Raw genomic sequence first — 1,522 nt, forward strand, 5'->3', positions numbered from 1 at the left:
TTCTCTCGTTAACAGCTTGCACAGTTTTACTAATCATTTCCCAACTAGCACTTAGCCCACCAGAAAATAGAGAATACCAGGTAAGCCAACCTAAGCTACCAAAAACACTAAATGGCCTAACACTCGATACAACTCGAGCGACCAACTGGAAACCTCACTTTCCACAACCAACCAATTTAACGCGAGGCTTATACGGAGCCTTCGGAGACCAGCTCGACCTATACATCCTCACCTACCTAAACAATAGTAATGTAGAAATGGCCAATAGCCAGAACACAATATTTGATAAGAACAGATGGCAGCTAATCAATGATTATGCATGGACAAGTGATCTACACCCAAACGTAAGAATTCGTATCGCGCTTGCTAAAGCAGGAAGAACGCACCGAGTAGTATATTACTGGTATAAACATGGAGCGCAATTTGCAAATTCAATAGGATCAAGCAAGATAGCACAATTAAAAAAATCCTATCTTGATATCCATGAATCACAACTTGTTGCTCTCTCGAAAGAATGCAACCTGAAGTGTCAAAGTAACTTAACGCCAACTCAAGGTATGCTGGATACAATAATCCAGTTACACATACAATCAAATTCTGATATAAGTTCAAGCAGCGACATCGAGAGTTAACCTATGTGTGGAATAGCAGGTTTGTTTGGCCTCCCCCCGTTTGAAAAAGATCGCTATGCACTTGCCAAGCAAATGGCAGGACAATTACGCCATCGAGGCCCTGACGGACAAGCTTACTATCTAGATAGCCAAGCCTTATTGGTTCATACGCGTTTGAGCATCATCGATATTCAGGGTGGTGAGCAGCCTATTCATAATGAAGATAAATCAGTTTGGGTTAGTTTTAACGGCGAGATATACAACTTCCCTGAACTGCGAGAAGTATTAATTGCTAAAGGCCACCAATTTTATACCCATACCGACACCGAAGTTATCGTTCACCTTTACGAAGAATATGGCCTGGATTTTGTTAACCACTTAAACGGCCAGTTCGCAATAGCACTTTGGGATAAAAAACAACAACGAGCCGTTCTAACTCGTGACCGGGTAGGTATATCTCCACTATTTTATAGCCAGCAAGCACAATCACTCGCTTTTGCATCAGAAGTTAAAGCCATACTGTGTACACTTCCTTCAGCACCAAAACTAAACCTAAACTCTTTAGACCAAATACTTAGCTATTGGGCACCTGTCTCTCCTAACACAGCATTTGAGAATGTCTACGAGGTTAAACCAGGAGAGCAGGTTGTTTTTGAGAAAGGAAACTTAACGCGACGCCAATACTGGGATTATCCATTTTCATCTGGAACCGCCCCACACATAGTAGATGAAAAGATTGCAGCGCAGAAGGTATCTGAACTTCTAGAAGAAGCCGTTCGCATTCGTTTAAGGGCTGACGTCCCCGTTGGAGCCTATCTTTCGGGCGGCTTAGATTCATCGATCCTGGTTTCACTCATCAAACACCTGGATCACGGAGACCTCAGCACCTTTTCACTCACTTTCGAAGATGC

At 42.8% G+C, this 1,522-nt stretch carries 2 protein-coding genes; both read left to right on the forward strand.

Annotated elements, in window-relative coordinates; translation table 11 throughout:
• Positions 1-632, forward strand: a 632-nt coding sequence (locus A3756_RS13240) for an exosortase-associated EpsI family protein (protein ID WP_156490458.1), incomplete at its 5' end; no start/stop codon positions are given.
• A gap of 3 nt (positions 633-635) precedes the next feature.
• Positions 636-1,522: asparagine synthase (glutamine-hydrolyzing) (gene asnB / locus A3756_RS13245; RefSeq protein ID WP_068553670.1), on the forward strand; the 887-nt coding region annotated here is incomplete at its 3' end.

It is taken from the genome of Oleiphilus sp. HI0086, from assembly GCF_001635225.1.